Below are 22278 nucleotides of genomic sequence, written 5' to 3' on the forward strand. Positions count from 1 at the left end.
CTTTTAATGCGGATGCAAATGTAATTAACCTTTAGAAAGAACGCAACTATTTTTGGAACTTTTTCAATAATTTTTTTTAAAACAGGTCTGAATCTTTAATTTTATTGAAATAACTTACTAGGATTGAGTATGTAAGAGGTTTTTAGCTTTTTCGAAAAAAATATGCTTAAAATCATCAATTACTAAGTTCGCAGTATCATAATTCTGATTTTTTGAATGTAAACTCTTATATCCAACGCAGAAAATATTTGCAGAATTTGCTGCTTTTATACCATTGGTAGAGTCCTCAATTACCAAACAATTCGATTTTGGAAAGCCAGATGTTTCTGCTGCCTTGATGAAAATTTCAGGATGTGGTTTAGACGCTTTTAAATCCGCACCACTTAATTTGGCTTTAAAATATTGATCTAATTCAAAACGTTTAAATACACTTTCAATAGTTTGCATAGAAGCAGAAGAGGCTAAAATAAGCGTCACACCGTTTTTGTGATAATCTTTTATTAAATCTAAAACACCGTCAATCAGCTGTAAACTGCTATCGGTTACAAATAGGTCTTTAAAAATATTTCGTTTAATCTGTACGAGCTCTTCTGGGGCATTTTCTAAATTAAAATGCGTACATAGTTGTTTGCATACATTAATTGTTGATTGCCCTGTAAATGATTGGTAATGCGCTTCTGTTACATCTAAATTTAAAGCTTTAAACATGCCATAATAGGCTTTGTGGTGTAAGGGCTCGGTGTCTACAATAACCCCATCCATATCAAATAATACTGCTTTTAACATTCTCTTTATATTTTTCGGTATATATACCGTATTTTATGTGTTTACTTTTTTGCAAATTAATGCTATTCGGTGATTATCTTCATTAGTTACAAAAAATATATACTGTTCACCACCATCGGAAATTTGTAATTTTTTTCGAATATCAGAAACGGAAACCGGAAAATTTCTAGTGGCTATATTGGCTTTACGAATCCCTGATTTTTTAAATGCTTTTTTGTTGAAAGGCATTTGCGATACTATTTCAAAACGACGACCAGGAAAATCAATAAGCTCCGTGTGGGTGTATAAATGTGTGTGTTGGTGTAATTTGTGTAATTTTAATAGGACCGAGATACTTTTAAAAGCGCCCGACTTTAAAATTGCTGCATTAGGTTCGTATAGATACTTTAAAGGTAAACTATAGCTAGCTATTTGATTGATTTCGCTGTTTAATTCAAAATTAAAATGCTGCTTTTTAGTTTTATAAATATTACAAGTTTTAATATTTATAGAGCCTTGGTAGTCTTTTTCTAATACCCAAAGTAATTCTTTAACCTCATTATTAACGGCTACAATATGAATGTCCTTCACAAATTGTAACTCCTTTATGCCTGAGCTAATATCTAATAACGGGGAGGTTTTGATAAGTAAATTAGTTGTTTTTTCAAAAATAGAATCTAAATGATTCGGTACGTTTGGTAAACAGTCTTTTAAAAAGAATACTTTTCCCTTACTGTCATGACGTCTAGAAGGATCTACATAAACCCAATTATAAGGTGTTTCCTGAGTTTTTAGATGTTTCAGCCCATCTGTAGCTATAGTTGTTATATTATTAGCCTGTAATAGCTTAAAATTATGAGAAACAATTTCTGATAAATTTGGGTTTATCTCACAATGTACAACCCTATTAATTTGTTTTGAAAAGTAGTAACAATCTACCCCAAACCCACCAGTTAAATCTATTAAGGAGTTGCCTGAAACTAATTCTGATTTGTATTGCGCTGTTAATTCGGAAGATGTTTGTTCGATATTTAACTTATTTGGATAGTAAATATCAACTGTTTTATACCATGTAGGTAGTTTTGTTTTACAGCGTTTTTTTGCTTCAATTTGTTCTACTAACTCTTTAATTGAAACGTTATCAGATGGAGCTTTTTTAAAGAGTAACGTGGTTGTTTCAGCGTCTAAATTTTCTGATATAAACGCTTGATTTTCGGTATTTAGAATGGCTTCATTCAAAATGTATTATAAGCCTTTAGTTAAACTCTGAACAATTTTATTATCTGATAAAAACTCTTTTAAAACAACCTTTATAGCTGTATATGTAGGAATAGCAATAACCATTCCTACAACACCAAATAGTAATCCTGCAATAATAATTACAAGAAAAATCTCTAAAGGATGTGATTTTACACTTCTCGAGAAAATAATGGGTTGACTGATAAAATTATCAATCAGTTGTCCGATGGCTATAACAATAAGAACATATACTGTATTTGGAAGTATAACTTCACTAAAACTTGTTCCTAAATTACTAGTCATTGTTAGTAATAACATAATACATGCTCCAATAACAGGACCTAAATACGGGATTAGATTTATAAGAGCACATAAGAAAGCTATTACAACGGCATTTTCTACGCCTACAATAAGCAAACCAACCATGTAAATGATAAATAATACCGTAATTTGAAAAACAAGTCCAACAAAATAGCGAGAAAGTAAATCTTTAATTTTCTCTATAGAGTTTCTAACACGGTCTACATTATAATCTGGTACAGCTGTTAGAATACTATTTTCAAACAGTTTACTGTCTTTTAAAAAGAAAAAGGATATAAATAATACAGAGAATAAACCAATGCTAAAACTCCCTAACCCTGAGATGATAGAGTTTAGAAATTCTGGAATAGCTCCAAATTCAATGCTAGATAAAACTCCGGCTTCTCGTAAGGGCTGATTGGTATGTAAGGTTTGCATATTGAAATGCGATGCAAACTCATTATATAATGTTTTAACGGTATCTTGTAAGGATTCAATGTTTAAAAGTGAAAGGTTATGACCCTGCTTAACAATTAAAGGGATGAAGATACCAACTAAGCCTACAATTAAACCAAGAAGTAATATCATGGTTGTAGCAACGGCTAATAAATTGCTAAACTTTAAACGGTTTCTTAAAAAAGCAACAATAGGGCGCCCTGATAAGGAGATCACAACAGAAATGGCTATGTAAACAATTACCGATTCAATTTTATATAAAAAATATAACAATAAGACTATAGCTACTATATAGCCTAGAGCTCTTAAAATACCGTTTGCAAGTTCTTTTGAATTCATGTCGCAAATATACTGATTGCAATGGAATAGCCTAATAATTAATTTTCAACAATTTGCCGGCTAATTTCGTACAAACAAATACTAGTAGCTTGAACCACATTCATACTGCTGTTTTTTCCAAACATGTTTATGTGGACTATGGTATCGGCAAGTTTTAATACCGTTTCAGAAACACCAAAATTCTCAGCTCCAAGAATTAAAGCAATTGGTTTATTTTTTGGATATGTAACTTGATTTAAAGGCTGACTAGTCTGTGTGATTTCTAAGGCTATAATATAATAGCCTTGTTGTTTTAATTGGCTAACCGTTTCTAAAATATCTTTATTGAATTCTGCCGTTACATATTTTTCTGTGGCTCGTGATGTTTTGGCTGATTTTCTACCAAACTCAATATTAGAGCCGCAAAAAATAAGTTTCTCTACACCAAAAGCATCAGCTGTTCTAAATAAGCTACCAATATTTGGTGCATTTGTAATGGTATCGCAAACAATGGTTATTGGTAATGATTGTTCGTTAAATTTAGAATTATAATGCGTAAGCTGCATGTTTTTTAGAATTTAATTTTCGAAAGCATAAGTGATAATGTTAGCGCCCATTTTTAAAGCTTTTTCACGCACCTCTTCAGGGTCGTTATGGATGGATTCATCTTCCCAACCATTACCTAAATCACTTTCGAAAGTAAATAAAACAACTAAACGATTTTCATGAAAGATACCAAAAGCTTGTGGGCGTAACCCGTCATGTTCATGAATTTTAGGTAAACCTTCTGGAAACTTGTATACGTTGTTAAAAATAGGATGATTGGCTGGTAGCTCAATTAATTCGGAATTCGGAAATACACTTTTTAAGGCTTTAGTAACGTAAGGTTTCATTCCGTAATTATCATCTATATGTAAGAACCCGCCTGAAATGAGATAATTACGTAAGTTTTGAGCATCTGACTCACTGAAATAAACATTTCCATGCCCTGTCATATGAACAAATGGGTATTGGAAAATATCAATACTTCCAGTTTCAACCGTTTCAGGTTTTTCTTGAATTCGAGTATTAATACTACGGTTGCAGAATTTTATTAAGTTAGGAAGTGCTGTTGGGTTGCTATACCAATCGCCACCACCTTTATATTTTAATACAGCAATTTCTTGTCCTAAAAGGCTATACGTTGCAAATATAAAAAGTAATGTTATGTAGTGTTTCATAAGTTATTCGTTAATAAAAGCGACACTATGGCAAGCTACAATAGCAGCTGTTTCTGTTCGTAAACGGGTATTACCCAAAGTTACAGGAATAAAAGAGTTTTTTATAGCAGTTTCTATTTCTTTAACACTAAAATCTCCTTCAGGACCAATTAGGATAGTTATAATGGAATTAGGTGTTAAACTATTTTTTAAAGACTTTCGTTCTTGTTCTTCACAATGAGCAATAAAGGTGAAACCTTGGTGTTCTTTATTAATATAGTCTGAAAAAGAAATTGCGTTATGTAGGGTAGGTAAGTAGCAGTTTAATGATTGTTTCATTGCCGATTGAATGATTTTTTCAAATCGTTCCTGCTTGACAACTTTCCGCTCACTATGATCGCAAATAATAGGTGTAATACTTGTAATGCCAATTTCGGTAGCTTTTTCTAAAAACCACTCATATCTATCGTTCATTTTTGTTGGAGCAACTGCTAAATGTAATTGGTAAGGAGGTGGCGTTTGTAACGTTTTATGTATTATTTTACAAGCACATTTTTTTATAGCATCGGCTGTTATTTCTGCAGTAAACAACCAACCGTTGCCATTGGTTATTTGTAGTGTGTCTCCAACCGTTTTCCGAAGCACTTTTATAATATGTCTACTTTCCTCTTTGTCAAAAGTAAAATCTTCAGTTGTTTCAGATATTTGTGAATTGTAAAACAGTTGCATATTTATTTCTTTTCAACAATTTTTAGCACTTTAATTTCTTTAAACTCTTGCGGTTCATGTGAGTTTAACACTAAGTAATACCAAGACTTTTCTTTTAATTCAAAAGCAAATAAATCACGCTGACTTGTAGGGACATTAATAATAACCTTTTCTAGGTCTGCATTAAAAGTTCCAGGTGTGAACCAGCCTGTATCTCCATTCCTGTTAGCGTTGTTGTCCATTGAGTACTGCTGAGCTAATTTGCTAAAAGCAATACCTTTTTTATATTTTTGAGTAATCTCTTTAATTAAATTCTCGGCATTTTCAGCATCAATTTTATTACCGTCTATAAAAATATAACTGGCGCGATAGTAGGTGTTTTTTTCACGCTTCACGACTTTGTATCGTGTTATTTCAAATTGAGTTTCAACTGTAGCAAAACCACTGTTGAATAATTTTTTAGCAACTCCTGTATCATGATTCTGCTCGTTAAACGTAATTAACTTATTACCTTTTTTACGATTGGACTTAAGATATAATTCAGCATCTTCAGTAGTTTCAACGTCATCAAATTCAGGTACTACCGCTTCTTGAGCGTATAACATGCTTGTTACACAAAATAAAATTAAAGTTAATTTATACATAGTTGGGGTGGTTTTCATACAAAGCAAGTAAAAATAAGTTTAGTATTCTATAAATCCTGAAAACTATTTATAGAAATTTTTAACAGAAACAAGCACTTAAATTTTTAAGCGTGGTGATGCCATGACAGATTGTGAGCTAAAATCTCCTTCAAGGTATTTTAAATAACCAACAATTGCAATCATTGCAGCATTATCTGTAGTGTATTCAAATTTGGGTACATAGGTTGTCCAACCAAATTTTTGCTCCCCATTTTTAAGGGCTTCACGAATACCAGTGTTGGCAGAAACTCCTCCGCCAATAGCAATATGATTAATACCTGTTTCCTTAGTTGCTAGTTTAAGTTTATCTATTAAAATACCTATAATGGTATACTGAATAGAAGCACAGATATCATTTAGGTTTTCTTGTATAAAATTTGGATTGCTTTTGGTTTCCCTTTGTATAAAGTATAAAACAGCTGTTTTAAAACCAGAAAAACTAAAATTTAAGCCATCTACTTTTGGTTTTGTAAATTTATAAGCCTTTGGGTTTCCTAATTTGGCGCGCCTGTCTATCTCTGGTCCAGCAGGGTAGCCTAATCCTAATATTTTACCACTTTTATCAAATGCTTCGCCTACAGCATCATCTATAGTTTCACCAATAACTTCTAATTCAAAATAGCTGGTTACCTTAACAATTTGTGTGTGTCCACCAGAAATTGTCATGGCTAAAAATGGAAATGGAGGCTTTACAAAGTCAGCTTCTTCTATAAAATGTGCTAAAATATGGGCTTGCATATGATTCACATCAATTAACGGTATATTTAATCCGTAAGCTAAAGATTTTGCAAACGAAGTCCCAACTAATAAAGAGCCCATTAATCCAGGGCCACGAGTAAAAGCTATAGCATTTAAATCAGCTTTAGTTATGCCTGCTTTTTTTAAGGCTTGGTCTACAACAGGTACAATGTTTTGTTGGTGTGCTCTAGAGGCTAATTCAGGAACCACACCGCCATAAGCTTCATGTATTTTCTGACTTGCAACAACATTGCTTAAAATACGACCGTTTAGCATTACGGAAGCTGCAGTATCATCGCATGAAGACTCAATTCCTAGTATGTAAATATTTTCTGTCGCCATTTCTAATAATTGGGCATAATAATTGTTAATTTTGACTCCAAAGTTATAACTTTAAAAACGTATCAAAAAATTTTTCAAAATACTCGGTCGAATTGTAGTAACAATCTTGTTACTCATAATTATTTTGATGCTGTTATTATCTCTACCAGCAGTACAAACGGGTATAGCCAATCATGTAACAGAACGTATAAATTCTGATTTTAAAACCAATATTAATATTGATAAAATAGGATTGCAACTAAATGGTGATGTGGAACTTAAAGGGGTTCTTATTCGTGATTTTAAAAAAGATACGCTTATAAGTGCTACCGAATTGAACACATCCATTTTAAGTTTTAAAAATTTATACAATGGTAAATTGGTATTTGGTGATATTGATTTGGAAGGCGTTGTTTTTAATTTAATAACCTACAAAGGTGAAACAGATACCAATTTAGATGTGTTTGTAGCGCGTTTTGATGAGGATCAGCCAACAAGAAAAAGAAGTACTTTTTTAATGTCGTCTAGTGATGTGACTATTAAAGATGGTATTTTTAGAATGATAAATGAAAATAACGAAGTTCCTAAAATATTAGAATTTACAAACGTTTATACCAATGCTACTAATTTATTAATTAATGGCCCGAATGTGAGTACTCGTATTAATACGCTTGCTTTTGATGATAGTCGGGGGTTAAAAATGAAAAATTTAGTTACTAATTTCTCCTATACTAAAACACAGATATTTCTTGATAACTTAGATATTAAAACAGAGAATTCGGTTTTAAAGGGTAGTGTGAAATTTAATTACAAACGGAAAGACCTTCAGTATTTCACAGATAAGGTTCAAGTAGATGCTAATTTTACTGAAGCAGATATTGCTATGAATGAGCTAAACACGTTTTATAACGAGTTTGGGGTAAACCAACGTGCTGCTTTTAGCACTAAAGTAACAGGAACGCTCAACGACATGTATCTAGAGAATCTTAAATTAAATACCAATAGTAGTCGTATATATGGGGATATTCATTTTAAGAACTTGTTTAATAAAGCAGATGGTAATTTTTATATGAATGGTGATTTTAGCAACTTATCATCAAATTATAGCGATTTAAAGGCCTTGTTGCCAAATGTGCTTGGGAAGTCTATCCCGTCTGCATTTGATAGGTTAGGGAATTTTACAATTACGGGACAGTCTGAAGTTACTACAACTAATATTAAAGCGAACCTTAAAATTCAAACAGATTTAGGTTTTATTGACTCTAACTTAGAAATGAAAACCTTTAATGATGTGGATAACGCCACATATAAAGGTAATATAGTTTTTGAAGATTTTGATTTAGGTCAATTTATGCAAAACCCACAATGGGGTGTTACATCATTAAACCTAGATGTAAATGGTAAAGGATTTACAGTAGAAGGTTTAGATACTAAGTTGTTAGGGGATGTTTATTCTATTGTTTATAACGGGTATGAGTATAATAATATAGAGGTTTCAGGTAAGTTGGGTGATAATATTTATGATGGTAAGCTGGTATCTAACGATGATAATTTAAAACTGAATTTTAATGGGTTAGCCGATTTTTCTAAAGAGGTAAACGAGTTCGATTTTGTTGCCGATGTATCCTATGCTAATTTGAAGGCTATGAATTTTGTAAAAAACGATAGTCTTTCATTCTTTAAAGGAACCGTAAATATGAAAGCTACAGGAACAACTGTAAATAATGTTGTTGGTAATATTCAATTTAATAATACTTCATATACAAACGAGTATGACACTTATTATTTTGATGATTTTGAAATTACATCATCCTTTGAAGAAGAGGTGCGATCTATACATGTTAATTCCCCCGATATTATTACAGGACAATTAAGCGGTGTTTTTCTATTTGAAGATATTGGTAAATTATTTGAAAATGCCGTAGGTAGTATCTACGCGAATTATATTCCCCATAAGGTTTTAGCGGATCAGTATATTGATTTTAATTTCAATATATATAATAAAATAGTCGAAGTATTTGTTCCAGACATCGAGTTGGGAGCAAATACATATATCCGTGGTCACGTTGAAAGTAAAGAAGAAGAATTTAAACTGACATTTAAATCACCTAAAATTAAATTGTTTGATTATTTCGCTGATAAAATTTCACTTCAGGTTGATAATAAAAACCCATTATTTAATACTTATGTGGAGGTTGATAGTATTAATACAAACTACTACAATCTATCAAAGTTTAACTTGATTAATGTGACTTTAAAAGATACCTTATTTATACGATCGGAGTTTAAAGGTGGTAAAAATAATGACGATGCATACAACTTAAGTTTCTATCATACTATTAATGAAGATAACAAATCGGTAGTCGGTTTTAGTCGCTCTGATGCAACGTTTAAAGGGAGTAAGTGGGTTATTAATGAAAACAGAAATAGCCATAACCGTATTGTGTTTGACAATGAGTTTAAAAACATTCAATTAGATTCGTTTTTGATGAGTCATAAAAACGAGCAAATAAAACTCTTTGGAACATTAAAAGATTCGACTTATAAGGATATTAAGTTAAATTTTAAGGATGTTGATTTAGCGAAAATAACACCTAGTATTGATAGTCTAGATTTACACGGTAATGTAAATGGTAAATTAGATGTTTTTCAGCAAAACGGTCAGTATTTACCTGATTCAAATATAACCATTGACGACTTGGAGATAAATAATTTAGTTTTAGGTTCTTTTGATGCTCAAATTCGTGGGAACGAATCTTTAACTAATTATTCTGTTTATGCTAAAATTAAGGATGATACTTCGGAATCTTTTTCTGCCATTGGTATTATTGATGTAGCATCTAATAAGTCTACCATAGATGTTAATTTAAATTTTAATGATTTTAACCTATCACCACTAAATCCATTTTTATCAGGAATATTAACCAATATTAGAGGTGATGTTACGGGGATAGCAAAAGTAGAAGGGAGTTTAAATAAACCACAAATTAATGGCGATTTACGTCTTAATAATTCGGGTTTAACTGTTCCGTATCTTAATGTTGATTTTGCTTTCGATGACGAGTCGTCAGTAACATTAAATAATCAAAGTTTTATATTTAATGATATCCGATTAACAGACACTAAACATCAATCTAAAGGTGTTTTAAATGGTAATATAAGTCACGTTAATTTTTCTAATTGGAGTTTAAATTTAGATATTGATACTCCACGCTTACTAGTGTTAGATACAGAAGAAGAAACTGAAGATGCTCCATATTACGGCACCGGTTTTATAGGAGGGTTGGCTAGTATAAAAGGTCCTACATCCGATTTAGTAATAAGTGTTGTAGGGGAAACCAAAGAAGGTACAACCTTTGTTATTCCATTAACTGATTCTGCTACATTTGGAGATAATTCGTTTATTCACTTCTTAACTCCTGAAGAAAAATTAGCTAAATTAAAAGGAGAGGTCGTTCGCGATCAAAATATATCTGGACTTGAGCTAGATTTTGAATTGGATATTACTCAAGATGCTGAAATAGAAATTGTGATTGACAAAGTTTCAGGAAGTACTATAAAAGGTAGTGGTGTTGGTGGGCTTCTAATAGATATTAATACAAATGGGAAGTTTAATATTTTTGGTGATTTCTCGGTATTCCAAGGTGTTTACAATTTTATGTTTGGTGGTATTGTTCAAAAGGAGTTTATAGTAGAGCCTGGAGGAACATTAGCCTGGGAAGGCGATCCTTTTAAGGCGCAAATAAATATTAACGCTATTTATAAAACACAATCAAACCCTTCTCCTTTATTAGATAATCCTATAAATAGAAGTATTCCGGTTTATGTATTAACTAATTTAAGTGGCCCATTAGAAAAACCTAATATCGAATTTACTTTTGAGTTTCCTAATGTAAACTCCACGGTTAAATCAGAATTAAACTACCGCTTAGATTCTAAAGAAGATAGGGATAATCAAGCCTTATATCTATTAGCTACTGGAGCTTTTTCTAATCGTTTAAATGATATAAATATTACTGGAACGGTTACCGAGCGACTTAACGGTATCATTAATGGCTTCTTTTCCACTACAGATAATAAAGTTAACATAGGTCTTAATTATGAAGCCGGTGAAAATACACCAGATTATCAAACAGATGATAGATTGGGTGTTACACTTCAAACCAATATCAGTGATCGCATACTTATTAATGGTAAAGTAGGGGTGCCAGTTGGTGGTGTTAGTGAAACCGTTATTGCTGGAGATGTGCAAATTGATTTTCTTTTAAATGATGAAGGTACACTAACAGCCAAAGTTTTTAATCGTGAAAACAGTATTAGAAATTTTGGTGAAGAAATAGGTTATACCCAAGGTGTCGGTATTGCTTGGAATGTAGATTTCGATACCTTTGGAGAGTTACTTCAAATTATTTTTAAAGGGAAGCAAGAGTACGAAGAAGAACAAGCACAAAAAGCCGAAAAAGAAGCAGAAACCGATAAAAATATTCCTAGTTATATAGGCTTCAAAAAAGAAGACGATAATTAATTCTTCACTAATTAAATCAGTTTCATATCCCTTTCAAAACGTAATATTCAAATAGTTATTAACGAAAACGTTTGAGTTTTAAACCTAACATTATTTTAATAGCAATAGCTTGTATTATATGGTTTTTCTTTATTAGATTTACTTAATTAAGAAAAAAAAGATGTCTAAAAAGATTAAAAAAATAGGTGTTTTAACCTCTGGAGGTGATGCTCCAGGAATGAATGCTGCTATACGTTCTGTTGTAAGAACATGTGCCTATCATGAAGTTGAATGTATTGGTATTTATAGAGGTTTTGAAGGTCTTATGGAGGCCGATTTTAAAATCTTAACTGCAAGAAGTGTTAATAATATAATCCATACAGGAGGAACAGTTTTAAAGTCTGCTCGATCTGATGAGTTTCGTACTAAAGAAGGTCGCCAAAAAGCATATTTGCAATTAAAAAGTGTAGGTATTGATGCCTTGGTTTTAATTGGAGGTGATGGAACTTTTACTGGAGGACTTGTATTTAACGAGGAATTCAACTTTCCAGTTATAGGTATTCCTGGTACTATTGACAACGATATTTATGGTACAAATTTCACTTTAGGTTTTGATACGGCTTTAAATACCGTTGTAGAAGTTATTGATAAAATTAGAGATACCGCAAGTTCACATAAACGATTGTTTTTTGTTGAAGTTATGGGGCGTGATGTAGGCCATATTGCTCTTAATGCTGGTGTAGGCGCAGGTGCAGAAGAAATATTAATTCCAGAAGAAGATCTAGGTCTAGATAGGCTGTTAGAATCATTAAGGCGTAGTAAGAAATCAGGTAAATCTTCCAGTATTGTTGTTGTCGCTGAAGGAGACAAAATAGGAAAGAATGTGTTTGAGCTAAAAGATTATGTAGAAGAAAATATGGAAGAATACGATGTGCGTGTGTCTGTTTTAGGACATATGCAACGCGGTGGGTCTCCTTCGTGTTTTGATCGTGTTTTAGCAAGTAGAATGGGAGTTAAGGCTGTTGAAACTATCTTAGAAGGTAAAAGCAATTTTATGGTCGGAATTTTGGATAATAGAATGGAGTTAACACCATTAGATAAAGCTGTAAAAGGTAAATCAGAAATAAATAAAGAATTATTACGCGTGTCTGATATCATGACCACATAATAATAAGTATTAATAGGAAATTAAATTTAAGATGTCAAAAATGAAATTAGGAATAAACGGATTTGGAAGAATTGGTCGTATAGTTTTTAGAGCTACAGTTAATAGACCAGATGTTGAGGTAGTAGGAATTAATGACTTATTAGATGTAGATCATTTAGCATATTTATTAAAGTATGATTCTGTGCATGGACGTTTTAATGGAACTGTAGAGGTAGTAGATGGTAATTTAGTAGTAAATGGTAAAATAGTTCGCGTAACAGCTGAACGTGATCCTAAAGATTTAAAATGGGACGCTATAGGAGCTGAGGTTATTGCCGATTGTACAGGTATTTTTACAACCTTAGATTCTGCGCAATCTCATATAGAAGCTGGAGCTAAAAAGGTTGTAATTTCAGCGCCTAGTAAGGATGCTCCAATGTTTGTAATGGGAGTAAACCATGATGAAGCAAAAGCATCTGATACTATTGTATCTAATGCATCTTGTACTACAAACTGTTTAGCGCCAATGGCTAAAATTGTCAATGATAATTTTGGAATTGAAGAGGCTTTAATGACTACTATTCACGCTGCTACAGCTACTCAAAATACGGTAGATAGTCCAAATAAAAAGAATTACAGATTAGGTCGATCAGCATTAAATAACATCATACCAACTTCAACGGGTGCTGCAAAAGCAGTAGGTAAAGTTATCCCTGAGTTGGATGGAAAGTTAACAGGAATGGCATTCCGTGTTCCTACAGCCGATGTGTCTGTAGTAGATTTGACTGTTAGAACCAAAGAGGAAACATCGTTGGAAGCTATTAAAAAAGTGTTTAAAGAAAACGCAGATGGTGCTTTAAATGGTATTCTAGGTTATACGGAAGAAGCTGTTGTTTCTCAAGATTTTGTTAGTGAGACACGTACCTGTGTTTTCGATGCAGATTCTGCTATAGAACTGAATTCTAAATTCTTTAAATTAGTAGCCTGGTATGATAATGAGTTTGCTTATTCGAATAAATTAGTAGAATTAGCACAACATATTAATAGCTTGTAATTAATATGATCTAATTTAAACCGCAGTGTATAAAATGGTTTTTGTAGACTGCGGTTTTTTATTTAAAAGCAATAAATATGATTTTAATAGTTGATAGTGGTTCTACGAAATGTGATTGGATTTCAATAGATGAAAACGGTAAACAATTACTTGAGAAAATAAGAACTAAAGGCCTAAATCCTGCTATTTTAACAGAAAAAAAACTAGCTAAAATTATTAAGGAACACCCCGATTTGAAAAAACATAAATTGGTAGTTTCTAAGGTATACTTTTATGGTGCAGGTTGTGGTACCGATAAGCCTAGGCTATTATTGAAACAAGTTTTAGAGTCTATTTTTGTAAATGCTCAAGTAGAAGTTAAAGAAGATACCTATGCGGCGGTTCGTGCAACGTTAAATAGTCCGGATGAAGCGGCTGTTGTGTGTATTTTAGGTACAGGTTCTAACTGTAGTTATTTTAATGGCAATGATGTTGAACAGCGCGTTAATTCTTTAGGTTATACCTTAATGGATGATGCTTCTGGAAACTATTACGGAAAACAATTAATCCGAGATTATTATTTTAATCATATGCCTGAGACTATTCGTGTGGCTTTTGCAGATAAATATAATTTAGATTCCGATTTCATAAAATACAATCTTTATAAGCAGCCTAATCCTAACGCCTACTTGGCTAATTTTGCTGAATTTATGTTTTTAAATAAAGAAACTAGCTATATTCAAGACCTCATTAAAAAAGGCTTGAGATTGTTTTCAGAAAATATGATTCTTCAGTTTAAAGAGGAAATCAAAACCGTTCCTGTTCATTTTGCAGGATCTATAGCACATTTTTCTGAAACTGAGATATTAGAAGTTGCCAAAGAGTACAATTATAAAGTAGGAAATATTGTAAGACGCCCCATAGATGGCCTAGTAAACTATCATACTAAAACAAAAGGATAATGGAAATAGCAATTATAGCCCATGATGGGAAGAAAGCAGAAATGGTGCAGTTTTTAAACGAGCATCGTGCGTTTTTTCACCAAGAACATATAACGTTAGTATCTACAGGTACAACAGGGAATAAAGTTGAAAATTCAGGTTTTAAAGTAGCTAAATTACTTTCAGGTCCATTAGGAGGAGATGCTCAAATTGCAGCTCGAGTAGCAGAAGGTGTTTGTAAAATGGTTTTATTTTTTAGAGACCCCTTGGCAAAACACCCTCATGAACCAGATGTACTAATGCTTATGCGTTTGTGTGATGTTCATGATGTACCTTTAGCTACTAATCCTGCAGCAGGAGCACTGCTTATTGCAGGATTATCAGCATTATAAGTATTTAGAGATTAAGCTATTTAGTATATACTTGATTCTCTTGTTCGGCTACACGTATAAATGTGGTTCGTTTAGTTAATTCTTTAAGTCTGGGAGCACCCACGTAGGTACAGGTACTTCGTAGGCCACCTAAAATATCATTAACCGTTGTACTAACATCTCCTTTATAAGGAACTTCGACTGTTTTACCTTCACTAGCGCGATATTCGGCTACTCCGCCAACATGTTTATCCATAGCTGTTGTAGAGCTCATCCCATAAAATTGTTTAAATGATTTACCGTCATGCGTAATTAATTTCCCGCCACTTTCATTATGTCCAGCAAGCATACCGCCAAGCATTACAAAATCTGCTCCAGCACCAAAAGCTTTAGCTACATCGCCAGGGTTTGCACAACCACCATCACTAATAATTTGTCCGCCTAAGCCATGTGCTGCGTCAGCACATTCTATAATGGCCGATAACTGAGGGTAGCCCACACCAGTTTTAACACGGGTAGTACAAACAGAGCCAGGTCCAATACCAACCTTTATTATGTCGGCACCTGATAGTAATAATTCCTCTACCATTTCACCGGTCACAACATTTCCGGCAATTATAATTTTATCGGGATGATTTTGTCGGGTGTTTTTAACAAAATTCACAAAATGTTCAGAATATCCGTTAGCTACATCTATACATATAAATGTCAGTTGTGGGTAGGCATTTAATATTGTTTGAAGTTTTTTAGAATCTTCACTGCCTGTTCCAGTACTAACAGCAATATGGTTTTCTATATTTTTAGGTGCATGACTCATAAAGGCATGCCAATCATCTAGTGTGTAGTGTTTGTGTATAGCTGTAAACAAATGTTTATTAAATAAGGCTTTTGCCATTTCAAAAGTTCCAACAGTATCCATATTGGCAGCCATAATAGGAATGCCTTTATACGTTTTATTACTGTGTAGAGAAGTGAATTCACGCTGTAGCGTTACTTCTTTACGACTTTTTAATGTAGATCGTTTAGGACGAAACATAACATCCTTAAAACCAAGTTTAATTTCATGTTCTATACGCATAGTGTTTGTTTTTTTATATTATCAAATATAAGCTATCCTTATACGAGAATCAATAAGTTTTTAAAACGATAATTTTTATATAAAGAAATCGGTTTTAGTCAGTTTATAATTTATATTTTCGTTTAATTATGATTAGGTATATTAAATTGACACAACTTAGCGCTACATGAAAACTAATTCTTTACTATTTTTAAGTTTTATACTTCTATTTCTTATTAATCCTTTTGAAATTGTAGCCCAAGATATCGAACCACGACGATGGACGCCAATGCCTTTGGGGGTAAAAGTAGTAGGTGCTGGTTATATTTATACAGGTGGAACTATAGCTTTTGATCCCATTTTGCAAGCTGAAGATGTTTCATTAAAAATGAATGTTATAGCGGCATCTTATGTCCAACCATTTAAAATTGGAAACCGATTAGCAAGGGTAGATGTTACCGTGCCACTTATTATGGCGGAATGGAATGGTTTATTATCTGGTGAACCTACAAGTCTCTCAAGAGATGGATTTTCAGATCCTAGATTGCGTGTGTCTTTAAATTTAATTGGTCCTGAAGCTATGAACGCTTCAGATATGCGTAATTATATGAAAGAAAATCCAACAAATACTATGGTTGGTGTATCGTTAGCTGTAACATTTCCTTTTGGGCAATATGATAATTATCGGTTAATAAATTTAGGAACAAATAGGTTTACTATTAGACCGCAGATAGGGATGGTTCATAATTGGGGACGTTGGTCTTATGAATTAACCACTTCCGTTTTTCTATTTTCTGATAATTCTGATTTTTACAATAATCAACTTAAAGAACAGAAACCATTGTATGCGGTACAAACGCATTTAATTCATCGGTTTTTAAATAATATGTGGTTGTCTGCTAGCGCAGGGTTAGGTACAGGTGGTTCAGCGGTTATTGATGATATTGCTAAAGATGATGCTAGAGGCGATTTTTTAGCAGCTCTTTCTTTTGGGTTGCCTGTAACTAAAACACAAGCTGTAAAGTTTTCGTACTTACGTTCGGTAACCTTTAAGGATATAGGATCTAATACGAGTTCCTTAGGTTTAGGTTGGTCTATGGTATTCTAAATAAATACTCTTATTTAACAGCTATCATACTAATTTCGACATTAACATATTTAGGTAAATTAGCAACTTCTACTGTTTCACGAGCTGGTGCTGTTTCAGAATCGAAATAAGTAGCATACACCGCATTTATTTTAGAGAAATTCTCCATATCACTAATAAAAATAGTAGATTTAATTACGTTATCAAACGTCATATCTGCAGCCTGTAAAACAGCTTTCATGTTTTGCATAACTTGTTCCGTTTCTATTTCAACAGAACTTAAAACAAGTTCATTAGTATCTGGATTTATAGCAATTTGTCCCGAAGTATAAAGCATGTTACCCACCAAAACGGCTTGGTTATAAGGTCCAATAGGAGCAGGGGCATTAGGCGTGTTGATTATTCTTTTCATAATGTCTTAAAAAATATTTAATCGTTAAACTTTATAGGTTTTGATCGGGTTGTCTACGCTTATCGTATTTAATGTCTTTTAAGATACTAGATTTAATACCTATAAAGAAATACCAAGATGCATTAGAGCTAAATGGAACCCAACTAAAATTCATACGCCAACTTAGTAAGTCACGTTCAAAACGTAATTGCGTATACGTAAATCCTTTATTTTTAAAGTCGTAACCAGAAGACGCTCCAATTGTCCACTGAGGAGCTATCTCAACATCACCCGAAAACATTAAGGAGTGTGATGAAATTTCGTTCTCGCGTTGCGAATTTGAATAGTTTGCGGCATATGCAAACTTAACGTTCCATGGGATTTTATTGGTGTATAAACCACTTGGCTTACGCTCTGTATCTTCTTCTTTGTCGTAATAACTTTGATCCGAAAAATCTTGTGCCCGACCAAATAAATCATCGGCTCGGCCACCACTTCTAAGGTTTTCTTGCGTACTTCTGTCGCTTTCTGTACCATCAAAACTACTACTTGAAAGGGAGTAGCTCATAGTAATATTAGCACTTGTTAAACGGAATAAACTACCGCCATTATTAATATTGAATACATCAACTCTAGTGTTGTTATTATCTAAAGCATACGGATCTAATATGGCACCAAAGTTTATAGACATCTGGTTGTCGAATAACATAGTACTACCAGATACTCTTAGAGGACTCCAGTTTAATGAATCGCCTGCAACATTGTAAGCTGTTGAGAAATTTAAGTTATCTAAGATTTTAATTTTTTTAGCTTCTGTGGCTAAAGAGTCGTTATCTTTTACTTTAGCTTCTATGTTGTTAGATAAATTTAATCCGATAGAGCTAGAATACCTATTGTTTGGAGTTCCAAATATACCCTCATCAAAACGGGTGTATTCTTCTTCCGTAGTTGTTAAGCCATCCGCGCTAATAACTTCGTATGTTTGATAGTATTTACTAAACGAAGGATTAATGTTATAGCTCACAGAAGGCCTCATAACATGTCGAATTTGTTGAATTTTAGGATCGTTATCATTTTTCCTGAAATCGAACATACCATAAAGTGTAGTACCTAAACTTGTACTAAAATTATAGGTTCTAAAGGCGTCAAACCCTTTTTGTGTTTCAGTAACAACTTCTTGTAATTCCGGATCGTAATATTTATTAACCGTTTCAAAAACCCACGTTTCATCAAATGATGTACTCGCACTTAAACTTAAGTATTTTAAAACTTTAAAGTTGGTTGTTAATGGAATACTATGTTGGATACCATTTTCAGCAGAATCCCACATTTCTTTCTTGAAGAAGAATTCATCTGTTGTTTCTATCTGATTTTCAGCACGTAAATTATACTGGAAATTAATGTTTTGAATAATTCCTTTTTTAACTCCATCCTTAGGTGCAAAAGGATAAATACGACTCACACTAGCTTGAATAGTTGGTAATGTCATGTTTATAACCTCGGTATTGGTGTTTTGTGAATGCGTAGCGGTTGCGCTAAAGTTTACCTGAGGTTCTCCTTGGAATGTTTTAGAGTACGAAACAGAAGATGCTAAGGTGTTATTCAGGAAACTTGGAGTATTGACTTGATTTAAGGAAGTTTGGTAATACGAACTACTACCAAGGTTTACCGAAGCTGAAAATCGGGAAGATGGATTTGCTTTCTGATCTTGCGCATGCGACCACCTTATATTGTAAATAGATGATTTTCCATAATCAGGAAAACCACGTTCGCTATTAATTAAATTCTCATATCTAAAACCTACATTTCCTCGGAAACGGTATTTTAATGCGTAACTACTTTCAGTTCGAATACCGTAACTACCATTGGTATAATAATCTCCTAAAACGGCTAAATCTAAATAATCACTTAGTGCAAAATAATATCCACCATTCTGAATAAAATACCCACGGTTACTTTCCTCACCAAAAGTAGGAATTATAACCCCTGAAGTTTGTTTATTTGTTAATGGGAAAAAGCCAAACGGTAAACCAAGTGGTGTAGGAACATCGGCAATTACCATATTGGTTAATCCGACAACAATTTTTTCTCCTGGAACAATTTTAATTTTATTTGCTTGAAAATAATACTCAGGATTTTCAATATCTTTTGCTGTTGTAAATCGGCCTTTATGTAGAAATATGACCGAGTCATTTACTTTTTTTGTGATAGGAGCAAATATTTTTATGTCGCCCTGTTCCGTATTCGAATTATAAATTAAAGCTTTTTCCGATTTTGTATTAAACTTAATAGAGTCGGGTTTTACTTCATTGTCAGCCTGTTTAAAAACTGGAGCCTGGGTATAAACACCAGCGGAGTCTACGATACCCTTAGCAAATACTTCATTGGTGTTATAATCTACAACTATTACACCAGCCTTAAGTTCCATGTCTTCGTAATAAACTTCGGCTTCGTTGTAGAGATATAATTTTTGTTCTTTATTATTAAATGACGATTTATCTGTAGCTTTATACTTAATGGGGCCAGAAATAGGGCCTTTTTTAGGTTTTACAGAGTCGTTAACTATAGAGTCTTGCTCTTTTTCTGAGAGAATAGACTTTTCAGAAGCACCAATGCTAACATTTAAGCTATCGCTGTTTTTTGTGGACTCAACCTGAATTCCGGATTTAGGTAGGTCTTGGCTAAAGCTAAAAGTGTTTATAAACACTGTAAAACTTAGGGCAAAAAGTATGTGAAAGTTGTTTGTACGCAACGCTTTTAAATGTATTTTTGTAAAAGTATGGCTCGGTTTTTGAATTGCCAAAATTACATATATTTTTTGTGATTAAATTAATATATCTAAAAATTCCATAATTAAAATAAACAAAATAAAAAGTTGTTATAACCTATATGAAAACGAATAGCTATTTAAATTTCTTATTTACAACGCTTCTTTTAACACTATTTTGTGTGAATTTCACATTTGCTCAAAATGATACAGATAAGTTCGTGGTTGTTCTCGATGCTGGTCATGGAGGGAATGATCCAGGGAACTTAGGGAATGGTTATAAGGAAAAAAACATTGCCTTAAATATTGTGTTGCAGGTAGGTAAGGAGCTTGAGAAGAATAAAAACATTAAGGTTATTTATACCCGTAAGACGGATGTTTTTATAACCTTAAGAGGTCGTGCAGCTATAGCAAATAAAGCTGATGCCGATTTATTTGTATCTGTGCATTGCAATGCTTTTTCTAATAGTGCTTATGGTACAGAAACCTTTGTTTTAGGTTTGCATGCTAATAAACAGAATTTTAATATTGCTAAAAAAGAAAATGAAGTTATCTTTTTAGAGGACGATTATGAAAAGCATTATGAAGGATTTGATCCTAACTCCCCCGAATCATTAATAGGTTTAACTTTGATGCAAGAAGAGTATTTAGATCAGAGTATTCAATTAGCAAGTTATATTGAAAACAATTTTACAGGTAAGCTAAAACGTAAGAGTCGTGGAGTGAAACAGGCGGGCTTTTGGGTGTTACATAACACTTATATGCCTAGTGTTTTAATTGAAACAGGGTTTTTAACAAGTAAACATGAAGGTGCTTATCTAAACTCTAATACTGGCCAAAAAGAAATGGCATTAGCCATTAAAGAAGCTATTTTACATTATAAGGATAATTTAGATCAAAATGTAGGTGATTTTTTTCAACCTGAGATTTTAAATGAATCCATATCACAAAATTCACAATCTGCAGAAATTTACGAAGGCATAACGTTTAAAGTTCAAATAGCTGCTAGCTCGCGTAAAATTATGGAGAAGCCTTATAATTTTAAGGGGTTAGATCCTGTTTCAAGAGTTAAAGTAGATGCTTTATACAAATATTATTACGGTTCAACTTCAGATTATACTGAAGCTAAAACGCTAAAATCGCAAGCAGAATCAAGTGGTTATACAGGTTGTTTTATAGTCGCATTTAAAAACGACCAACAAATTCCGGTATCGGAGGTCGTAAAATGATATGTAAATTAGTATCATTCTTTATAAATTTATTTCTAATTTTGTTTAATAACTAAATAATATTACTTTGAAAATATCAAAAGAAGTTAAAACCGCCATATTGGTACTCTCAGGAATCATTTTTCTGGTTTTTGGAATCAATTACCTTAAAGGTGTAAATCTTATAGATGGCGCAAATACCTACTATACCGAATTTGATTATAATGCGTTAGTAAAATCTTCAGCAGTTACTATAAAAGGTAACACTATAGGACAAATAAAGGATATTAAATACGTGCCAGAATCTGGTAAAACTCGTGTGTCATTTACTGTAGATAACGATTTAAAATTTCCTAAGGACAGTAAAATACGTTTGTATTCATCAGGTTTATTGGGTGATAATGCTTTGGCTATTGTTCCTGGAAAGGAGTCTCAAATGGCTGCAGATGGTGATGCTTTTCCGTCAGAAGTAGAAATGGGACTTGTTCAACAATTAACAGGGAATTTCTCTGATATAAGTGATGACTTAGGTACTACACTTAAATCTGCAGATACTCTACTTATAGGAGTTAATGATATTTTGAATGACGATTCTGATCAAGGCTTAAAAAATGCTATAGCAGAACTTAACGCTACTATAAAATCCTTTAACGCGCTGTCACAATCTGTTAATGGTTTGGTAGCTAAAAATGAAGCTAATTTAGCTTCTGTGATTTCAAATTTCGACTCTATAAGTAATAATTTAGCAGGTGTAACTGCTGATTTAAAACAAGCTGATATAGCAAATACGCTTAATAATCTAGATGGTACTTTAGCTAATGTAAATAGTTTGCTTTCAGGTTTAGAGAACGGTGATGGCACTATGGGATTACTATTAAAAGACGATAAACTTTATAATAATTTAGAAGTCGCTTCAATGCAATTAAAAGAATTACTTCAAGACTTTAAATTAAATCCAAAACGATATGTTAATGTATCTGTTTTTGGAGGGAAAAATAAAGATGATTACGAGAAACCAGAAAACGAAAGAGAATAAACAAAACTA

At 32.8% G+C, this 22278-nt stretch carries 19 protein-coding genes; 8 read left to right on the plus strand and 11 right to left on the minus strand.

Features of this window, described 5'->3' with window-relative positions; all coding sequences use genetic code 11:
- Positions 1 to 117: 117 nt before the first annotated feature.
- The 8 genes from ACW5R3_RS07395 to tsaD all read right to left on the minus strand — a co-directional run bounded on the left by ACW5R3_RS07395 (position 118) and on the right by tsaD (position 6748).
- Positions 118 to 786, minus strand: coding sequence for an HAD family hydrolase (locus tag ACW5R3_RS07395; protein WP_456576366.1), 669 nt, complete (start codon positions 784 to 786; stop codon positions 118 to 120).
- 33 nt (positions 787 to 819) lie between these two features.
- Complete coding sequence (locus tag ACW5R3_RS07400; protein WP_456576367.1) at positions 820 to 2004, minus strand: class I SAM-dependent methyltransferase; 1185 nt, start codon at positions 2002 to 2004, stop codon at positions 820 to 822.
- A 6-nt stretch (positions 2005 to 2010) separates the two neighbouring features.
- Positions 2011 to 3099, minus strand: a complete 1089-nt coding sequence (locus tag ACW5R3_RS07405; protein WP_456576368.1) for an AI-2E family transporter — start codon at positions 3097 to 3099, stop codon at positions 2011 to 2013.
- Positions 3100 to 3137: 38 nt separating this feature from the next.
- Positions 3138 to 3644 (minus strand): TrmH family RNA methyltransferase, encoded by a 507-nt coding sequence (locus ACW5R3_RS07410; protein ID WP_456576369.1) that lies wholly within the window; start codon positions 3642 to 3644, stop codon positions 3138 to 3140.
- A 12-nt stretch (positions 3645 to 3656) separates the two neighbouring features.
- Positions 3657 to 4298, minus strand: a complete 642-nt coding sequence (locus ACW5R3_RS07415) for a DUF4159 domain-containing protein (RefSeq protein ID WP_456576370.1) — start codon at positions 4296 to 4298, stop codon at positions 3657 to 3659.
- Positions 4299 to 4301: 3 nt separating this feature from the next.
- Positions 4302 to 5006, minus strand: a complete 705-nt coding sequence (locus ACW5R3_RS07420) for a 16S rRNA (uracil(1498)-N(3))-methyltransferase (RefSeq protein WP_456576371.1) — start codon at positions 5004 to 5006, stop codon at positions 4302 to 4304.
- A 2-nt stretch (positions 5007 to 5008) separates the two neighbouring features.
- Positions 5009 to 5647: a peptidylprolyl isomerase gene (locus ACW5R3_RS07425; protein WP_456576372.1), complete on the minus strand. Its 639-nt coding sequence runs from the start codon at positions 5645 to 5647 to the stop codon at positions 5009 to 5011.
- Between the two features lie 78 nt (positions 5648 to 5725).
- The gene (gene tsaD / locus ACW5R3_RS07430) at positions 5726 to 6748 is read right to left on the minus strand and encodes a tRNA (adenosine(37)-N6)-threonylcarbamoyltransferase complex transferase subunit TsaD (protein WP_456576373.1); all 1023 of its coding nucleotides are present in this window, start codon (positions 6746 to 6748) and stop codon (positions 5726 to 5728) included.
- A 127-nt stretch (positions 6749 to 6875) separates the two neighbouring features.
- On the opposite strand from tsaD, the gene ACW5R3_RS07435 reads away from it, so the two are divergent.
- The 5 genes from ACW5R3_RS07435 to ACW5R3_RS07455 all read left to right on the plus strand — a co-directional run bounded on the left by ACW5R3_RS07435 (position 6876) and on the right by ACW5R3_RS07455 (position 14744).
- Positions 6876 to 11252: a translocation/assembly module TamB domain-containing protein gene (locus ACW5R3_RS07435; RefSeq protein ID WP_456578823.1), complete on the plus strand. Its 4377-nt coding sequence runs from the start codon at positions 6876 to 6878 to the stop codon at positions 11250 to 11252.
- 160 nt (positions 11253 to 11412) lie between these two features.
- The gene (pfkA, locus tag ACW5R3_RS07440) at positions 11413 to 12399 is read left to right on the plus strand and encodes a 6-phosphofructokinase (protein WP_456576374.1); all 987 of its coding nucleotides are present in this window, start codon (positions 11413 to 11415) and stop codon (positions 12397 to 12399) included.
- A gap of 31 nt (positions 12400 to 12430) precedes the next feature.
- A complete protein-coding gene (gap, locus tag ACW5R3_RS07445; RefSeq protein ID WP_456576375.1) occupies positions 12431 to 13432 on the plus strand; it encodes a type I glyceraldehyde-3-phosphate dehydrogenase in 1002 nt (333 codons plus the stop codon).
- A 77-nt stretch (positions 13433 to 13509) separates the two neighbouring features.
- Entirely contained in the window at positions 13510 to 14373 is an 864-nt protein-coding gene (locus ACW5R3_RS07450; RefSeq protein WP_456576376.1) for an N-acetylglucosamine kinase, read from the plus strand.
- Positions 14373 to 14744, plus strand: a complete 372-nt coding sequence (locus tag ACW5R3_RS07455) for a methylglyoxal synthase (protein WP_456576377.1) — start codon at positions 14373 to 14375, stop codon at positions 14742 to 14744. The genes ACW5R3_RS07450 and ACW5R3_RS07455 overlap by 1 nt, the downstream gene beginning before the upstream one ends.
- Positions 14745 to 14760: 16 nt before the next feature.
- Here ACW5R3_RS07455 and ACW5R3_RS07460 read toward each other — a convergent pair whose 3' ends face one another.
- Positions 14761 to 15801 (minus strand): GMP reductase, encoded by a 1041-nt coding sequence (locus ACW5R3_RS07460; RefSeq protein ID WP_456576378.1) that lies wholly within the window; start codon positions 15799 to 15801, stop codon positions 14761 to 14763.
- A 166-nt stretch (positions 15802 to 15967) separates the two neighbouring features.
- Between ACW5R3_RS07460 and ACW5R3_RS07465 the strand changes: the two genes are divergently transcribed.
- Positions 15968 to 16888, plus strand: coding sequence for a transporter (locus ACW5R3_RS07465; RefSeq protein WP_456576379.1), 921 nt, complete (start codon positions 15968 to 15970; stop codon positions 16886 to 16888).
- A gap of 10 nt (positions 16889 to 16898) precedes the next feature.
- Here the strand turns inward: ACW5R3_RS07465 and ACW5R3_RS07470 are convergent, their stop codons facing one another.
- Complete coding sequence (locus ACW5R3_RS07470) at positions 16899 to 17279, minus strand: RidA family protein (protein WP_456576380.1); 381 nt, start codon at positions 17277 to 17279, stop codon at positions 16899 to 16901.
- A 31-nt stretch (positions 17280 to 17310) separates the two neighbouring features.
- The gene (locus ACW5R3_RS07475) at positions 17311 to 20061 is read right to left on the minus strand and encodes a putative LPS assembly protein LptD (protein WP_456576381.1); all 2751 of its coding nucleotides are present in this window, start codon (positions 20059 to 20061) and stop codon (positions 17311 to 17313) included.
- An 86-nt stretch (positions 20062 to 20147) separates the two neighbouring features.
- Here ACW5R3_RS07475 and ACW5R3_RS07480 point away from each other — a divergent pair, with 86 nt between their 5' ends.
- Both ACW5R3_RS07480 and ACW5R3_RS07485 read left to right on the plus strand, forming a co-directional pair.
- On the plus strand, positions 20148 to 21254 hold the full coding sequence (locus ACW5R3_RS07480) for an N-acetylmuramoyl-L-alanine amidase family protein (RefSeq protein ID WP_456576382.1): 1107 nt from the start codon (positions 20148 to 20150) through the stop codon (positions 21252 to 21254).
- A gap of 67 nt (positions 21255 to 21321) precedes the next feature.
- On the plus strand, positions 21322 to 22269 hold the full coding sequence (locus tag ACW5R3_RS07485; RefSeq protein WP_456576383.1) for an MlaD family protein: 948 nt from the start codon (positions 21322 to 21324) through the stop codon (positions 22267 to 22269).
- Positions 22270 to 22278: the final 9 nt, after the last annotated feature.

It is taken from the genome of Algorimicrobium bowmanii (assembly GCF_054031195.1).

Excerpts from the sequence above, each read along its gene's own strand:
- ACW5R3_RS07420 (WP_456576371.1), bottom strand. The coding sequence starts at position 5,006 with ATGCAACTGTTTTACAATTCACAAATATCTGAAACAACTGAAGATTTT.
- ACW5R3_RS07460 (WP_456576378.1), bottom strand. The coding sequence starts at position 15,801 with ATGCGTATAGAACATGAAATTAAACTTGGTTTTAAGGATGTTATGTTT.
- ACW5R3_RS07405 (WP_456576368.1), bottom strand. The coding sequence starts at position 3,099 with ATGAATTCAAAAGAACTTGCAAACGGTATTTTAAGAGCTCTAGGCTAT.
- ACW5R3_RS07410 (WP_456576369.1), bottom strand. The coding sequence starts at position 3,644 with ATGCAGCTTACGCATTATAATTCTAAATTTAACGAACAATCATTACCA.
- ACW5R3_RS07395 (WP_456576366.1), bottom strand. The coding sequence starts at position 786 with ATGTTAAAAGCAGTATTATTTGATATGGATGGGGTTATTGTAGACACC.
- ACW5R3_RS07480 (WP_456576382.1), top strand. The coding sequence starts at position 20,148 with ATGAAAACGAATAGCTATTTAAATTTCTTATTTACAACGCTTCTTTTA.
- ACW5R3_RS07455 (WP_456576377.1), top strand. The coding sequence starts at position 14,373 with ATGGAAATAGCAATTATAGCCCATGATGGGAAGAAAGCAGAAATGGTG.
- ACW5R3_RS07435 (WP_456578823.1), top strand. The coding sequence starts at position 6,876 with ATGCTGTTATTATCTCTACCAGCAGTACAAACGGGTATAGCCAATCAT.
- tsaD (WP_456576373.1), bottom strand. The coding sequence starts at position 6,748 with ATGGCGACAGAAAATATTTACATACTAGGAATTGAGTCTTCATGCGAT.
- ACW5R3_RS07450 (WP_456576376.1), top strand. The coding sequence starts at position 13,510 with ATGATTTTAATAGTTGATAGTGGTTCTACGAAATGTGATTGGATTTCA.
- pfkA (WP_456576374.1), top strand. The coding sequence starts at position 11,413 with ATGTCTAAAAAGATTAAAAAAATAGGTGTTTTAACCTCTGGAGGTGAT.
- gap (WP_456576375.1), top strand. The coding sequence starts at position 12,431 with ATGTCAAAAATGAAATTAGGAATAAACGGATTTGGAAGAATTGGTCGT.
- ACW5R3_RS07425 (WP_456576372.1), bottom strand. The coding sequence starts at position 5,647 with ATGAAAACCACCCCAACTATGTATAAATTAACTTTAATTTTATTTTGT.
- ACW5R3_RS07415 (WP_456576370.1), bottom strand. The coding sequence starts at position 4,298 with ATGAAACACTACATAACATTACTTTTTATATTTGCAACGTATAGCCTT.
- ACW5R3_RS07470 (WP_456576380.1), bottom strand. The coding sequence starts at position 17,279 with ATGAAAAGAATAATCAACACGCCTAATGCCCCTGCTCCTATTGGACCT.
- ACW5R3_RS07465 (WP_456576379.1), top strand. The coding sequence starts at position 15,968 with ATGAAAACTAATTCTTTACTATTTTTAAGTTTTATACTTCTATTTCTT.